The organism is Neobacillus sp. DZ-9 (assembly GCF_059587065.1).
In genome coordinates this window covers 48,057-64,481 of record NZ_JCAIOL010000016.1, presented here as the reverse complement: position 1 = coordinate 64,481, position 16,425 = coordinate 48,057, and the positions used below count along the sequence as shown (strand labels likewise).

At 39.6% G+C, this 16,425-nt stretch carries 11 protein-coding genes; 3 read left to right on the top strand and 8 right to left on the bottom strand.

Going from position 1 to position 16,425, the window contains the following annotated elements; translation table 11 throughout:
• Positions 1-31 precede the first annotated feature (31 nt).
• From AC59HZ_RS28460 to AC59HZ_RS28445, 4 genes are all read right to left on the bottom strand, one after another.
• Positions 32-1,054, bottom strand: coding sequence for an NERD domain-containing protein (locus AC59HZ_RS28460; protein WP_496549156.1), 1,023 nt, complete (start codon positions 1,052-1,054; stop codon positions 32-34).
• Between the two features lie 725 nt (positions 1,055-1,779).
• Positions 1,780-2,625 (bottom strand): DegV family protein, encoded by an 846-nt coding sequence (locus AC59HZ_RS28455; protein WP_496549129.1) that lies wholly within the window; start codon positions 2,623-2,625, stop codon positions 1,780-1,782.
• Positions 2,626-2,738: 113 nt separating this feature from the next.
• Positions 2,739-3,422, bottom strand: a complete 684-nt coding sequence (locus tag AC59HZ_RS28450) for a response regulator transcription factor (RefSeq protein ID WP_430064792.1) — start codon at positions 3,420-3,422, stop codon at positions 2,739-2,741.
• A gap of 17 nt (positions 3,423-3,439) precedes the next feature.
• A complete protein-coding gene (locus AC59HZ_RS28445; protein WP_496549128.1) occupies positions 3,440-4,573 on the bottom strand; it encodes a sensor histidine kinase in 1,134 nt (377 codons plus the stop codon).
• 278 nt (positions 4,574-4,851) lie between these two features.
• On the opposite strand from AC59HZ_RS28445, the gene AC59HZ_RS28440 reads away from it, so the two are divergent.
• Positions 4,852-5,493 carry a YigZ family protein gene (locus tag AC59HZ_RS28440; protein ID WP_496549127.1) on the top strand — a complete coding sequence of 214 codons (642 nt, stop codon included), beginning with the start codon at positions 4,852-4,854 and terminating at the stop codon, positions 5,491-5,493.
• 53 nt (positions 5,494-5,546) lie between these two features.
• Here AC59HZ_RS28440 and AC59HZ_RS28435 read toward each other — a convergent pair whose 3' ends face one another.
• The gene (locus AC59HZ_RS28435) at positions 5,547-6,611 is read right to left on the bottom strand and encodes a glycosyltransferase family 4 protein (RefSeq protein ID WP_496549126.1); all 1,065 of its coding nucleotides are present in this window, start codon (positions 6,609-6,611) and stop codon (positions 5,547-5,549) included.
• A 126-nt stretch (positions 6,612-6,737) separates the two neighbouring features.
• Positions 6,738-10,808, bottom strand: a complete 4,071-nt coding sequence (locus tag AC59HZ_RS28430) for a bifunctional 2',3'-cyclic-nucleotide 2'-phosphodiesterase/3'-nucleotidase (protein ID WP_496549125.1) — start codon at positions 10,806-10,808, stop codon at positions 6,738-6,740.
• 392 nt (positions 10,809-11,200) lie between these two features.
• Here AC59HZ_RS28430 and AC59HZ_RS28425 point away from each other — a divergent pair, with 392 nt between their 5' ends.
• Positions 11,201-12,283, top strand: a complete 1,083-nt coding sequence (locus AC59HZ_RS28425; protein ID WP_496549124.1) for an LCP family protein — start codon at positions 11,201-11,203, stop codon at positions 12,281-12,283.
• A gap of 105 nt (positions 12,284-12,388) precedes the next feature.
• Here AC59HZ_RS28425 and AC59HZ_RS28420 read toward each other — a convergent pair whose 3' ends face one another.
• Together AC59HZ_RS28420 and AC59HZ_RS28415 are read right to left on the bottom strand one after the other, a co-directional pair.
• On the bottom strand, positions 12,389-13,450 hold the full coding sequence (locus AC59HZ_RS28420) for a glycosyltransferase family 4 protein (protein ID WP_496549155.1): 1,062 nt from the start codon (positions 13,448-13,450) through the stop codon (positions 12,389-12,391).
• 232 nt (positions 13,451-13,682) lie between these two features.
• The gene (locus tag AC59HZ_RS28415; protein WP_496549123.1) at positions 13,683-14,795 is read right to left on the bottom strand and encodes a glycosyltransferase; all 1,113 of its coding nucleotides are present in this window, start codon (positions 14,793-14,795) and stop codon (positions 13,683-13,685) included.
• Positions 14,796-14,980: 185 nt separating this feature from the next.
• On the opposite strand from AC59HZ_RS28415, the gene AC59HZ_RS28410 reads away from it, so the two are divergent.
• On the top strand, positions 14,981-16,423 hold the full coding sequence (locus AC59HZ_RS28410) for an MBOAT family O-acyltransferase (protein ID WP_496549122.1): 1,443 nt from the start codon (positions 14,981-14,983) through the stop codon (positions 16,421-16,423).
• Positions 16,424-16,425 lie beyond the last annotated feature (2 nt).

Sequence of the window (16,425 nt, the reverse complement as noted above, 5' to 3'; positions counted from 1 at the left end):
AAGTGGGACTTGGGAAATTCTAAATGATTTTTCATGTGGAAATTTGATTGGGGTTAACTGCTCGTTTTTTAAGATAAAGCGCATAGGGAATCTCCTTTGGGGTGAAGTGGTATTTTCGATTTTTGGTTGTGCCTGTGGATGGCAGGTGCAAATTAATAAGTTTTTTTTGAGCAATATCTTTGGTGGGAATATGGAAAAAACTTCGAAATTCTGAGCTTGATATGAAGGGTTGGATTAAGTAAAAATAGTCGTTTAGCCCTTCGATGAGAGCATCTTTTGAGGAGATATAACAGGTTGGACAAAACCATTTTCCCTTCTTGTAAATCATCGGTATATAGAAGCAATTAGGACAATGTACTCCGCTTCGAATGTCTTCCTTTGAAATGTTGTACTCTTCTAAAATGTTTATTTGTTTAGGGCTATGTTGTCTTAAAAGTAATTCCACTAGTCTAGTAATGGTCTCATTATCAACTCTTACTTGATGATACTTGGTTTCCAGACTCTCTATTTTATTAAAAATGTCTCTCCCTTTGCATATTTTACTAAAATCAACTTTATCACCAGGGTTAACTTTTAATATTGTTTTCACACTCTTAAAGAATATGAGATAATCCATTGGCAGAAGATTTAAGCCATTTTTGACAAGCCAGCCCCCTAGGAGGTATTGGAGCCTTTGACATTGGACCCGCGGATCTTCGAAGGATTCCTCCGTTCCATCATCATTAATACGTATTAACTGTTTGAATACATTATCAAACAGCAGGGTGCCATTAATATTTTTTGCTTCAATGATGAGAATGTAATTTTGTGATATTAAAAGTGTATCGATTTGAAAGTGAACACCATTGTGTTGTAATTGAAGATCGTGGAAAATGTAGTATTTTTCTTGAGGAAGTTCTTTCATATAATGGGCTAATGCAATTTCACCCCAGTACCCCGCCCATCTTTTGGCAAGGTCTTTTTCAATTTCCGAATGTTTTATATGGCCAATTCTGAGTCTTCTTTTCAATACTGCTGTTAATATGAGTCTTAATGGGACAGTCAAGTCATTCATAATCAATTTATATTCACTCCTTTTCCCTTTCAGAGGGATTCTAGGTAAACTTCGTTGTATCCTGCCTATTAATGTCGAAAGAACAGGATATTTTCGACAATTTTGTGACTAAAGATGAAGTTATTGGTAACTCTTTTGTCTATTGAAAATAATTTCGCGACAAAATAAGTTTATTTCGCTGATTTTTGAGTTTATTTCGCGGTCTTACCAGTTTTTTTCGCCGATTGCTCCTTTAATTTCGTGCACTCTTCCATTTTTTTCGCGCGCCCCTCTAAACCACTTTTAAAAATGCATTTTTTAAAACTGTTCCAGTCTAGGTTCTACTTATTTTTATGATGCTTGCTCTCATCCGGAGGGTTTTCGCCGACTTGGACTGTATTTTCGCGTGTTTTTGATTTTATTTCGCGGCCTTACAAGTTTTTTTCGCAGATTGAACATTTTATTTCGCGCACTTTTCCATTTTTTTCGCGCGCTCCTCTAAACCACTTTTAAAAATACCTTTTTTTAAACTATTCTAGTCTAGGTTCTTCTTATTTTTAGGATGCTTGCTCTCATCCGGAGGGTTTTCGCCGACTTGGACTGTATTTTCGCGTGTTTTTGATTTTATTTCGCGGCCTTACAAGTTTTTTCGCCGATTTACCATTTATTTCGCGCACTTTTCCTTTATTTCGCCAACACCCCAAAATAAAAACCATTCCGGCCTAAAGACCGGAATGGCATGTATTTTAAAGTTTTTTCATCCAGCCCAAGCCCATGGCGCCTTCACCGAGGTGGGTGCCGATGACGGCGCCGAAGTAGCTAACAGAGAATTCTACGTTGGGGTACAGACTAGCCAGCTCTTGACGCCATTCCGCTGCTTCCTGCTCGCGATTGGCGTGAATGATGACAGCCTGCCAATCGCCGCCGCTCAAGGCATCCTCTCCAAGCAAATCGGCGATCCGCTTCATTGCTTTCCGGCGGGTGCGTATTTTTTCAAACGGAGCAATAAGCTTGTCCACAAAATGCAGCAGTGGTTTCACCTGCAATAAGCTGCCAATGAAGGCTTGGGCGCTTGACAGGCGGCCGCCTCGCTGTAAATGTGCCAGATCATCGACCATAAAATAAGCACGTGCCGTCTTCTTCAACTCTGAAAGCCGAGCCATTATCACCTCGACATCCGCTCCTGAAGAAGCCATCTCAGCCGCTTCCAAGGCATAAAACCCCTGAACCATACAACTGATTTCCGAATCAAATGGATACACCTTGATTCCCTCAACCATCGTACCTGCGCTAACCGCCCCTTGATACGTGCCGCTGATTCCACTGGACAAATGAATACTGATAACAGCGTCGTAACCTTCAGAAGCTAGCCGCTCAAACAATTCCACGAATTGGCCGATCGGCGGCTGGGAAGTCGTAGGCAGCGCTTTGACCCGAACCTCCTCGTAGAACTGGCTCCACTTGATATCGATTTCCTCCTGATAAACCTCATTCTCGAAAATGACATTTAACGGGATCATATGTATATTAAATTTTTCTCGCAATTCCTTGGTTATGTACGCGGTGCTATCCGTGACAACTGCCGTTTTCATATATGTCTACCATCCTTGTCTTAAAATACAGTATGACTATTTTATATGAAAATCCTAAATAATGCACCACAAAAAAGAGCATGCTCATTCAGAGCATGCTCTTGGCAAAACTATTAACGTACTTCCACCCAGCCATTTTTGATCGCAACGACAACAGCTTGTGTACGGTCATTGACGTTCATTTTTTGCAAAATGTTGGATACATGGTTTTTGACCGTTTTTTCACTGATAAATAAAGCTTCACCAATACCACGGTTGCTTTTTCCATCTGCAAGCATCTGCAGCACTTCACATTCACGGCGAGTTAACAAGTGCAATGGACGGCGAATTTCGATCGTCTGCACGTAGGAACCTGCACGGACCACACCGGAAGCGAGCTTACGGTATTCGTTGACTAAGTTGTGAGTGACCTTTGGATGCAAGTAAGAGCCACCATCAGCCACGACACGTACTGCTTCTATTAATGCATCTGCATCCATTTCTTTTAACAGGTAGCCGCAGGCACCCGTTTGCAGCGCGTGGGTCACATAATTTTCATCATCGTGAATCGATAAAATGATTACCTTTGTTTCAGGATATTTCTCGACTAATTCACGTGTGGCTTCGACACCATTCTTTTCTGGCATATTAATATCCATGATGACGACATCTGGACGATATTCTTGTACAAGGTTTAACGCTTCACTTCCGTCGTCGCCTTCTGCCACGACTTGAAACGATTTTTCAAATTCTAGTATTCTTTTAACGCCTTCTCTGAATAGTTGGTGATCGTCAATAATGACAATTTTAGTAGTCATTTGCTACGCCCCCTCATTTAGTTGATTAATGGAACATGAATTAATACTTCTGTTCCCTTGCCAATTTTTGAATCAAATGTAATTTCTCCATCGAGCAGGTCGACCCGCTCTCTCATCCCAATCATTCCAAAAGACTCTGGCTTCTTATGGTTAATATCGAAACCTACACCATTGTCTTTGATAAAAACGCTAATTGACGAATTGGTTATTTCCAGTCTTACTTTAATTTCACAGGCATTCGCATGCTTAAGTGCATTTTGCACTGATTCTTGAATCATGCGGAACAATGCGACTTCATACTTAGTCGGAAGCCGGCGTTCTAGGCCAATATTCTCAAAACCAATTTTCGAGTGGTTATGATATTCTTCGATAGTACGCAGATATTTTCTGAGGGTAGGCACGAGACCTAAATCATCTAAAGCCATAGGGCGTAAGTCGTAAATAATTCGCCGGACCTCATATAAGGCTGAACGGACCATTTTTTTGAAACTGTCAATTTCCAAAAATGCCTCTTCAACACCCCTATCACGATAGACGCGTTCAATTAAATCGGAACGAACGATAACGTTGGCGAGCATTTGCGCCGGTCCATCGTGAATCTCTCGAGACAGCCGCTTCCGCTCTTCCTCCTGTGCCTCAATAATTTTTAGTCCAAAATCCTGCTTCGCTTTGGCTACCTCGCCGACTTGTTTTAAATCACTCTGCAAATAGTTCATGACGACAGAAATTTGTGAAATGAGCTGGTCTGCTCGATCAATTGTATCAACTAATCCAAATAGCCGGCGTTCAAGGTCATCGCGTTTATCCAAAAGCTGCTTTTTGTACTGCCAATTTATAGAAAGATCCATTTGTAACTGATGCGCTTTTTCATATGCATCACGGACCTCTTCCTCTGAATACTTTTTGATATTCATACTCACTTCTGACAGCATGACCCTCGCGTGGTGCACTTGATTTTCAAGCTGATCTCCTTCATCATTAAGCTTGACCATCATTTGTTTGATATTGTCTAATTCCGTTGTCATGTTGTCGTAATCTTGACGGCATTTTTCACTAATGCGAAAGATGTCACCCTTACTGCAGGTTACTGTCTCAATCATTTCTTCGCGGATTTCATCAATGGACTTCATATTAATCTGTTTGATTTTCATTTTCATTCCTCCAGGGATTTCATATTTTTCCCTTTAGGCCTTCTAACATATTTTACTTATATATGGAGCGTTTTGCATTTTGAAGGCACTATCTAAAGACTTAACCCTCAAAGTTCAGTAATTAGTAGTATAATGATAATATTATTCTACTACTTTTTTCCTATAACCCATTTCAACCTCACTGAACTATGATTATTATATCATTCGAATTTTACTATCATATTAAAGGTATATTACAACCATATTTTATATTTTTTTAAAAAAGAAAGGAGTTTAACATGCTCGCAACTTATTTTACAGTAAAAGAAACAGGTGAACACGAAATTGTAATCCAAAAATCCCGGTTTATTGCTCATATAAAAAGAGTCGAAACGGAACAGGATGCCCAGGAATTTATTCAAATCATCAAGAAAAAGCATTGGGGCGCCACCCACAATTGTTCTGCCTATCTGATTGGCGAGCAGGATCAGATTCAAAAAGCCAATGATGACGGGGAACCAAGCGGAACTGCAGGCGTCCCGATCCTTGAAGTTTTGAAAAAGAGAAAGCTAAAAGACACCGCCGTCGTTGTTACCCGCTATTTTGGCGGGATTAAATTAGGTGCAGGCGGTCTCATTCGCGCTTATGGCAAAGCAACGTCCGAGGGTCTTGATGACGTCGGAATTGTTGAAAGAAAACTTTCCCAAATCATCCATGTAAAAATTGATTACACCTGGCTCGGAAAGTTAGAGAAAGAACTTAGGGCGTCGGAATATAAAATGAAAGAAATTCACTACCTAGATAACGTCATCATAGATACGTTTGTCGAGGTAGGAAGCGTCGATACTTTTGTCGAATGGATGGTCGAACTCACCAACGGCCAGTGCACCATCGAAAAAGGCGAAACAGTATATCTTGAGGAAGATTATATTAGGTCTTGAGATAGAATACAATTGGGAAAATTTAAAGGGGCTCAAAGTATGAGTCCCTTTTGTCATGAACGGTCTTTTGCAGTGGTTGTTTTTAACGTCTGGACGATATTAAGTAATGGACGGTACTCTCGTCCCATAAGGCCGATTTTTTCGGCAATGATTTCAATAAGAAGAATTACGACAGCGATTAAAAAAAGGGCCCCGCCAATTCTGGCTTGTGAATAAATGACAGCAACCAGTCCAAAAAACGCTGCCATTGCATAAATAAGCAAAACAGTCTGACGGTGTGAATAGCCCATGCGCAGCATACAATGATGCAAATGAGATTTATCAGGTGCGGACAAAGGCTTTTTGTTAATAATACGCCTAAGGATTGCGAAAAATGTATCCGAAATCGGCACCCCGAGAATGATTACGGGAATTACAAAAGAAATAAAGGTGACGTTTTTAAAACCAAGAAGGGACAAAACAGAGATGATAAATCCTAAAAACAATGCCCCGGTATCTCCCATAAAAATACTGGCCGGATGGAAATTGTAAAATATAAACCCAAGTGTGCTTGCCAGTACAATTAACCCAACCGCAACAACATATAAATTCCCCTGAATGATTGCCATCCCTGAAATCGTTATTAGCGCGATTGACGACACCCCAGCAGCTAGTCCATCCAATCCGTCAATGAGATTAATCGCATTGGTGATTCCAACAATCCAAAGGATCGTAATTGGAATACTTAAAAACCCAAATTGCAGCTGACCACCAAATGGCAAATTAATAAAGACAACTTGCAGGTTTCCGAAGAAAACAACGGTACAGGCTGCTGCTAGCTGGCCAATTAGTTTATATTTTGCGGGCAGTTCAAACAAATCATCACAAAGTCCGGTAATGATGATAATCAAACAGCCGATAAGAATCGCGAGCGAGTATGGGTTTCCAGGCCTTAAGAAGATCATTCCTACCATAAAGCTGATAAATATCGCTAAGCCTCCTAGTCTTGGCATAATCGATTGATGGACCTTACGCTGGTTTGGCCTATCGGTTGCTCCAATAAGGAAGGCTAATTTTTTTATGAGTGGTGTAATAAGAATTGACACAAAAAAACATACTATCAAGGTAAGAAAAAGCATAAAAAAATCCTCCTTCGTAGTAAGTTTGTCCATTAAACAGAAATCGAAAACAAACAAAACATAGTAAAAATCGGAAAAAATAAAAAGAGGCAATTCCTCAAGGAATTGCCTCTTCTTCAAGACAGATTACTTAATCCAAGCTCCGTCTTTACCTATTTTGTATTTGCCGATTGTAGTATTAGCAGCCATTTTACCATCATTATATAGATAGTACCATTTATTGCTAACCTGTACCCAGCCTGTTAACATAGCTCCGCTGTTTGCTAAGTAATACCAGTTTTTTCCAGATAGTACCCAGCCAGTTTTCATGATACCAGTAGTTGTATCAAGGAAGTACCACTTCTTGTTCACAAGTACCCAACCGGTTTTCATAACACCGTGAATATCAAAGAAGTACCACTTGCCGTCTACCTTTGCCCAGTTAACCTTCATATCTCCGTTAACCTTATCAAGGAAGTACCACTTACCATTTTCATTGTACCAGCCGGTTGCCATAGCACCGTCCTTGGCTAAGAAATACCATTTGCCCTTAACTAGAATCCAGCCAGTTTCCATATTGCCGTTTTGATCAAAGAAGAACCATTTTCCATCTTTATTAACCCAGCCTTGTTGTACTGCTGAATTAGTTACTTTTAAGATACGGCTTTCAACCTTTGCAGTAACAGGTTGAGGTAATGATTTAAAGTACTGGATAAATCCATCTAAATCGGTCATCATAGTTACGCGATCTTTTCCAGATTTAAGGACAGCAAAGCCATCGCCACCGTCTGCCATAAAGTTGTTAACTGTAATAGAATACTCAGCTTTTGGATCAATTGGTTTACCATTATCTAGGGTAATATCAACAACCTTCTCGCCGTATGGTTTATCGTCATTCCAAGTATACTTTAGACCAGAAACAGCCATGATCTTATTATAGCTTGGAGGTGCTTGGAATTGTTGATTTAACAATGTTCTAATTTGCTCACCCGTGATCTTCATTGTGACTAAATCGTTACCAAATGGTTGAACCTTGAATAAATCGCCCCAAGTGATCTTTCCTTCTGGAAGTGGGTTACGGATACCGCCGGAATTCATAAATCCTAATTCAGTGCCAGTGACCTTGCGCATGCCATCAGCAATTAAATTACCAAGAGCAGATTCACCAGAATCATTGGCCACGTTTGTGATTGGAGCAGAAGTAGAACCAACTTCTTGGCTGACAATCGGTTTGATGTCTTCTTGGTAGCCGTCAAGTTCAGCTTTGATTTTTGCATCAGCAGTAATTTTGCTGTGAAGTGTATCTACCACTTCTGCTTTACGGTCAATAATATCCCCAGTAACAGCATCAATAGTTAAATCAATATCGGAGAATGCAGTACCATATGACCAAGATTGTACTAATGTCTTATTGTCAACAGTTGTATTTAGATATTTATGGTCATGCGCACCGTAAATAACGTCAACTGAAGGATCAATTGCTTTAGCCATGTCAACAACTTTTCCAGTTGCTTCTGTACCATCTGTTTTTGAAGTTCCTGGATCGTGTGCCATAACAACAATCGTTTTAACACCTTGAGCAGTCAATTCTTTTGCATATTTGTTGATCGCTTCTACTTCATCTGTGAATTTTACCCCTGCAACTCCGCTTGGAGTAACGATTAATGGAGTTTCAGTTGTAACGACACCGATAAAGCCGATTTTCACGCCATCAACTTCTTTTACCACGTATGGAGGTAAAATGTTTTCATTTGTTTTTTCATCGACAACGTTAGCTACTACGTAATCCATAGTTGAGCCTGTAAATTTGCCATATTTCGCTTCGTATTTTTCTGTTTTCGGATTGCTGCCGCCGTTGATTAAACGCTTCATCTCGGCAACACCTTCGTCAAACTCATGGTTACCGATCGTACCAACGTCCATCCCGATTTCATTCATCATACGGATAGTTGGCTCGTCCTGCATTAAAGCAGAAACTGGAGGACTTGCTCCAACAAGGTCACCGGCTTGGATCATTAAGGTATTCGCAGGGTTTGTTGCTTCTCTGTCTTTTAAGTAAGCAGCAAGCCATTCGATACCGCCTGAGTAATCAACTACTTTACCTGAAGAATCTTTAATGGATCTCCAAGTGTCAAGCTGACCATGGAAATCGTTGATGCCTAATAATTGAATGTGTACATTTTGGTCTAATGTGTATTGTTCAAAACCATCTGCTACAGAAGCAACATCTTTCACATTTGGCGCAGAAGCCAAAACATCTTTTGCTGCTGGTGAAGATTTAAATGTTAGATTTTTTGCCACTCCGCCAACAGGTGCGATTTTCCAGTTGTTATCTGCTGAAGGATTTACAACGCCTTGCTCTTTAATATAATCCATTAAAATCTGACGGTTTTCATATGGTGAATCAACTACAACTTTGGCATTTCCGCCCTTTGTTCCTGGGAAGTTACCGCCGCCGCTTGCACGATAGTTATTCGTTGCAACGATGAATTTCTGAGCTGGATCGATTGGCTTTCCATTCATATCCGTAAAGTTAATGATACGGTGTGCATCTGCATTTAGGATAGTTCCATCACTATATTTGTATCTTGCAGGCTGCGTTACATCGATTTGATACTTGACGCCATCAATTACATCAAAATTGTATGTTGGGAATCCGTAATCGATTAATTCTTGTGCATTTGCATTAGTTGGATCAATTTTATTGAATTGGGATGCAGACATTTCTAACCATTCTTTAACTTCAGCACCCGTTAATTCAACAGCCTTTAATGTGTTGTTGAACAGGTACAGGTCATTGGCACTCTTAATAGAAAGATTGCCCTTTGCAATATTAGTGTAGTCTCCAGCTCCGCCGCGGCCTGCTTTGAATGGAGCACCCGCTGAAATAACTGGAATATCCTTCAATTCAGGCTTATTTGTTGCAATCCACTTTTTAACATAATCAGTTTGTGCATTGTTAACGATTTGGATTGTTGGATCATCCATTACACGTGAGAAATAGCTTTGCATACGTGATGTTGTTTCACCTATTTTTCCATTAACATATGCAACCGTTGCATCATGCTCTGGTTTTACAGCATCAACAATCGATTGATCAACAGCAGTTGTAGCTGTTACAGGCATGTCAACAGATTTTGATGCAGTTTTATCTGCTGTCCATTTTCCATTTTCATCTTGTACTAATGCTAAATCTAGTACACCAAGGTTATTACCCCAGAAGCCTGCTTCCACTGCAGGAGTACCGTTAATTGTACCTTGCTTTGTGTCAAGTCCTGTTAAATCTGGATTTTTCAAATCATTTCCTTGGTGGAACTCTTTACCAGCAGGGAATGCATAGTGTGCATGACCAAAAAGAAGTGCGTCAATGCCAGAAACTTTACTTAAAGAGAATACAGCATTTTCTGCATCTTGTTGGCCATCATTTGTAACGTCACAGCCAGAGTGGGCAATCGCAACAATAACATCTGCACCCTTAGATTTCATTTCTGCCACATATTTTTCTGCAGTCTTAACGATATCTTTTACGATTACTTTACCTTGAAGGTTATCTTTATCCCACTGAAGGATTTGTGGTGGTGCAAAACCAACAACACCAACGTTTACTGTATGTTCAACACCATTAGCATCTTTAATCTTTTTAGGGATAATTTGATATGGTGTGAAATAGTTTTGATCATTTGTTGGATCACTGTCATGATCATCCTTGTATATGTTAGCGTTTACAATTGGATACGGTGCATTCTTCATCGCAGTGTTAAGGAAGTCCAAGCCATAGTTGAACTCATGATTTCCTACGATACCGCCATCATAATTTAATAGCTTCATAGCCTTAAACATTGGATGCGTTTCATCAGCAGTTAAAGGCTTTACCTTTGCTACATAATCAGCCATTGGATTTCCTTGCAGTAAATCACCTGCATCAAACAACATTGAGTTGCTTGGGTCTACCTCTGATCTTGCTTGTTGAATCAAGCTCGCTGTTTTTGCTAAGCCGTAGTTAATACCCTGATCAGTATCTTGGTAGTAATCGTATGCCATTGCAGCATCATGCAAGTCAGTCGTTTCCAAGATACGAAGTGTAGCAGTGTTTCCTGTTCCTGCAGCTTTCGCAGTATGAGGGAAAATATTCATAGGAACTGTTGTAAGCGCTAACGCAACAGCTAGAGAACTATTAAGCATGCGTCTCTTCATGCTTCTTTTTATCTTTCTCTTCACACTTTTTCCGCCCTTCGACAAAAAATATTTGTATTGCAAGACTATTCTACTAATTTTTCAAATAGATTCATAGTCTTTTTTGTAAAATATTTGTTGGTATTTTGTTGAAAGTTCGTAAATTGTTTTTAGCTCGAATATTTAGAATTTTCAAGGGTTCGAGCTGCTTATTATTTTATAATCACATGTAACTTTTCTAAGCTGAAAAACGTCTATTATGAGGAAGAATTCTGCAAGAAAGGTAGAATAATGGAAGAATAATATTTTTCAAATTTCGACACTAAACTACAGTTTACGTAACTGTTAAAAAAGGGTAAAATGTAAGTTGGTCTTTTATACTTTTAAAAAATTTAAAAAAATGAATCATGATGATATTGATATAAAGGAGAAAATTTATGTCCGAAATTCAACGCACACAGCGGAAAGCACAGAAGAAGAAAAAAATCCGGAAAAAGCGGGTTTTTATGTGGATTTTCGTTCCGTTTTTAATCGTTGCCCTATGTAGTGCCGCATATGCGACTTTTATACTAAAAAAAGCAGAGTCAGTCGTCAATAAATCGTATAAGCCCGTTCAGACAGTATCAAAAAGAACAGTCAAAGCTAACCCTGATATGGATAATATCTCGATCCTCCTGATTGGGGTCGACGAAAGTAAGAGCCGAAAAAAGCAATATGGCGATGCGGTCCGATCTGATGCCCTGTTGGTGGCGACCTTAAACAAAAAGGAAAAGTCCGTCAAGCTGTTAAGTATACCGCGTGATTCGTATGTCTATATTCCCGACAAAGATAAATATGATAAAATTACCCATGCTCACGCTTACGGCGGTCCGAAGTATACAATCGATACTGTACAAAACCTTCTTGATATTCCGATTGATTATTATGTTAAAGTAAACTTTTATGCTTTTATTGATGTGGTAAATGCTTTAGATGGGATTGATGTCGATGTCCCTTATGCTATTTCAGAAAAGGATTCCGAAGACCATCACGATGCCATCCGCTTAAAACCTGGTCTCCAAACGCTGAATGGTGAGCAAGCGCTTGCCCTTGCAAGAACGCGTCATAAGGATACCGATATAATGCGCGGGATGAGACAGCAGGAAATTATTAAAGCGATTTTCAAAAAAGCACTATCACTTGGTTCCATTACCAAACATGCTGACATGATTGAGGCAGTTGGCAACAATATGCAGACGAATATGTCCTTTAATGATATGAAGTCGTTGATGGATTATGGCCTTGCAGGCAGCGGCTTACAAATCGACACCTTGAACTTAAAGGGTGCGGATGATTATATTAACCGAGTTTACTACTACAAGCTTGATGATGCATCGCTTGAAGAAACGAAATCAATCTTAAAAGCACATTTAGCTGCCGATTCACCTGCCGATGACACTAGCACAACAGACAGCACAGGTAATAGCAGTGATTCTGATTCAAATAATGCTGATACAAACTCAAGTGAAAATAATAATTAGTAAAAAAAAGCCGCATCATTCGTGATGCGGTTTTTTTACTGTATGTCCATTTATCATTTTTTATTAAGTAAAAAAAGCCTGACCGCTTTGGCCAGGCTTTACACCTTATCTATTTCGTACTGTAGTAACTAGTAAAACGCGCATCATTTTAATTAATGGGCGGTAGTTCTTGCCGACAAGCCCAACGGCTTCCGCAATCAATTCTATTAGAATTAATAAGACGAGAATGAGGAAGAATCCTCCCATAAGCTTTGCCTGTGAAAAGATGATTGCCGCAAGACCGAAGAATGCGGCCATTGCATAAATGATTAACACCGTCTGACGATGGGTAAAGCCAGTACGCAGCAAGCAGTGATGTAAATGCGACTTATCTGGTGCAGATAATGGCTTCTTATTCACAATTCGGCGAATAATTGCAAAGAAGGTATCTGAGATCGGTACGCCAAGAATAATAACAGGAACGATAAAAGAAATTAGTGTTACGTTTTTAAAGCCTAATAAGGATAAAACAGAAATCATGTAGCCCAAGAATAAGGCTCCTGTATCACCCATAAATATTTTGGCTGGATGGAAATTGTAAAGCAAAAATCCAAGAGTGCTTGCTAGAACGATTGAGGCAACTGCAGTTACATACCCATCTCCCATGATAATCGCCATTCCAGAAATGGTAATCAAGGCAATGGAAGAAACACCGGCAGCTAGTCCGTCTAAACCGTCAATCAAGTTGATAGCATTGGTTATCCCGACGATCCAGATAATGGTCAGCGGAATACTTAAATAACCGAATTCAATTTGGCCGCCAAATGGCAGATTGATAAATTGAACATGGACGCCGCCCCACATAACAACAATGGCTGCAGCAGCAATCTGAGCAATAAATTTAATTTTTGCGGAAAGCTCTAGCATATCATCTAGTATTCCAGTAATGACAATGATAATACTACCTATGATAATCGGCAGCGCATGTGGTCCTCCAGGACGCAGCACTAACATTCCGATGATGAAGCTTAGGTATATGGCTAATCCGCCAAGACGCGGCATGATTTTTTGATGCACTTTTCTTTGATTTGGTTTATCAGTAGCCCCAATTTTGAAGGCAAGTTTTTTTACTAAAGGCGTAAGAAGAATGGAACTAATAAAACATAATATCAGGGTGATGTAGATCATCATGATCCTCCTCAGATAATTGGCCGTAACCATCTAGGTTACTAGAAAGTTAGTTATCTATTTAACAATCAATTACATAACAACTTAACGAATGTACCATGTGGATTATAACACAGCTAAATTTTATTTTAAATAGATTTTCTTTTTCAAGTAAATTACTAAATATTTCATATGTTCCATTTACTTCACTAAGTTACTATTTTAATAGATGAAACTAAAGGAGAAAGGGACATTAGCTTAAGCCCCTTACATTTTCCACTTGGTATAGCTGTATAACTTGGTCCGTCATGATGTCTTGATCATTTTCCTTTGCCATTTCTAAGCCATTTTGAATGAGCCCCTGTTTAACCTCTTCCGATTCAAGGACAGATTGAATTCCCTTTTTTAGCGAATCCGCATTCTTTACCTCCACCAGCACACCATTTCCATCATCGAGAAGATACTTGAGTCCCCCGACATTCGTTCCAACGACCGGTGTTCCACAAGCCATCGCCTCTAGGGCTACAAGGCCGAATCCTTCAATATGCGAAGGCAGGACAAACACCTCTGCGGCAGCCATCCATAAAGCAACCTCTGCCTGGTTTTTAGTCCCAAGAAAATGAACGCTCTGTGAAAGCCCATTTTCAGAAATAAGGGTATTAATTTTTTGAAAATAGCCTTGGTCCTTATTCGATCCGAGTATGTACAGTTCATAATCAGGATGATCATTTTTGAGAGTGCTGTACGCCTCAATCAATTCATTTAGACCTTTTTGTTCAATAATATTGCCAACAAACAATATTGGCGTTTTCCCTGGAGGAATTCCGCACTTCATCCGGGCATTCCCTTTATCCACCTGCTTAAAAACGCTAAGGTTTACCCCCATATTAATGAGGGATAGCTTTGATGACGGCACCTTAAATTCGTTTTCAAGTGTGGCAAATAATTCTTGACCAACGGCAATGACGTGATCAGCCTCAGCTAAAATATTTTTGGTCATGTTTTGAATACGTCCGCTTTTCTTCACCATTTTATCAATATCACCGCCATGGGCAGTCACAATTAAACGGGCTCCAAAAAGCTTTTTGTACCACTGCGCAAGCCAGCCGCTAGGGAACACATAATGGGCATGGACAACGGATGTTCTGCTGCCTTTAAAAAGCAAATGAGCTCCAAAAGAAATCATCCATTTTCCATATTTCTTCAGCAAATTCAGCTTACCTTTGTTAGGATTGTCAATCGCAAGGACATCTACGTCCAATCCCCTGCTCCGCAAAGCTTCTACTTGATTTTTCACAAAAATTCCAAAGCTCTTATGTTCTCTCGTCGGATACATGTTTGAAATGACAGTTACTTTATGTTTCATGAAATCTCCTGTTGGACATACATAGTTCTTAATAATATACCATGAAATTTGACGAATTACACAAACTAAAAGTTACATATTCGTTTCAATTTCTTATCATTTGACATTTCTCAACAATATGCGAGAGTAATCTTCCATATGTTATAATAACTTAGTTCTTTTATCATCTATTGGAGGTTCGAAATTTGTTATTTAATTCCTACATATTCATACTCGGTTTCTTTCCGATCGTATTTGCAGCGTACTACCTGCTTTTGAACTTTAAAAACAAAAATATTGCGAAGATCTTTTTCGTAGTGGCCAATCTTTATTTTTATAGCTATTGGAATGTAAAGTATCTGCCGATTATCCTTTCATCGATCGCGATAAATTTTACACTGGCAACCATCCTGAATAAAATTCAAGGGCTTGTCTTGAAAAGGATCACTTTAACCGCTGGAATTCTTTTTAACATAGGGCTTCTTGGTTATTACAAGTATTACGATTTTTTCATGACCAATATTAATGCCGTTTTCCACACCAATATTTCTTTATTACATTTGGCGTTGCCGCTCGCTATCAGCTTTTTTACCTTTCAGCAAATTGCTTATTTGGTTGATACCTTCCGAGAAGGAACGAAGGAATATACCTTGCTCGACTACGCGTTCTTTGTGACCTTCTTTCCCCACCTCATTGCGGGGCCGATTGTCCATCATCGTGAGATCATTGATCAGCTTCATGACGGGACGAATTATAAAATGAAGTCAAAAAACATTTCTTCGGGACTGTACATTTTTGCAATTGGCTTGTTTAAAAAAGTGATCATCGCCGATACATTGGCGGGCTGGGCGAATCTGGGTTACAACAATCTTGCTTCTTTGACGCTGTTCGATTCCTGGATTACCACCCTCGCCTATACCTTTCAATTATATTTTGATTTTAGCGGCTATTGCGATATGGCTATCGGCTTAGGATTATTCTTTAACATTAAACTTCCGGTCAACTTTAACTCGCCATATAAATCACTTAATATCCAAGATTTTTGGCGGAGATGGCATATGACCCTAGGACGCTTCTTCACTCACTATCTTTATATACCGCTTGGGGGAAGCAGAAAGGGCAGTGTACGCACATACATTAACTTATTCATAATTTTCTTTGTCAGCGGCATTTGGCATGGTGCCGGATGGACGTTTGTTATTTGGGGAATCATGCACGGGGTTGCCAGCGTCATCTACCGATTCTGGTCCACATTTAATATCAGGCTGCCAAAGCTTTTAGCCTGGTTGATCACCTTTTTATTTGTTCACATCGCCTGGGTTTTCTTCCGTTCACCTGATTTAGCGACAGCCAAGGTGATGCTTTCGAAAATGTTTGCGATTCAATCGTTCCATTTCCCTGCAAGATTAACAACCCTTTTAAACGAAAATCTCGGGACTCACTTCATCCCAACAACTTATTATTTTGATTTGAAGCTTGTCATACTTTTTGTACTGGTGCTTGGAATTGTCCTATTCGCCAAGAACTCGATTGAGCGCTTAAACACCTTTAAACCGAGCTATCGGACGGCTGCCTTCGTCAGCCTAATCGCAGTCATTGCCTTACTATACTTAAACAGAGTCAGCGAATTTTTGTATTTTAAATTTTAAGG